At 40.8% G+C, this 262-nt stretch carries 1 protein-coding gene; it reads left to right on the top strand.

What is annotated here, in order from left to right; translation table 11 throughout:
* Positions 1 to 262: gamma-glutamyltransferase (locus ACY2RT_RS15425; RefSeq protein ID WP_490156811.1), on the top strand; the 262-nt coding region annotated here is incomplete at both ends.

Below are 262 nucleotides of genomic sequence, written 5' to 3'. Positions count from 1 at the left end.
GCATTAGCAGTCGTATATCCCTATGCCTGTAATCTTGGGGGTGGCGGTTTTATGGTCTATAGAACACAATATGGAGAACTGGGTGCTTTTGAGTATAGAGAAAAAGCACCTATTGCAGCTTCAAAGAACATGTATCTGGATGAAAATGGCGTATATCTTTCCCAAAAAAGTAAAGTAGGAAGCCTTGCTGTTGGAGTTCCGGGTTCTACTGCAGGAATTTTTGCAGTACATGAAAAGTTAGGATCATCAACCATGGAAGAAA

This window comes from Ulvibacter sp. 2210JD10-4 (assembly GCF_058148525.1).
The sequence above is the reverse complement of the archived record's forward strand: the minus strand, read 5'-3'. Positions and strand labels throughout refer to the sequence as shown.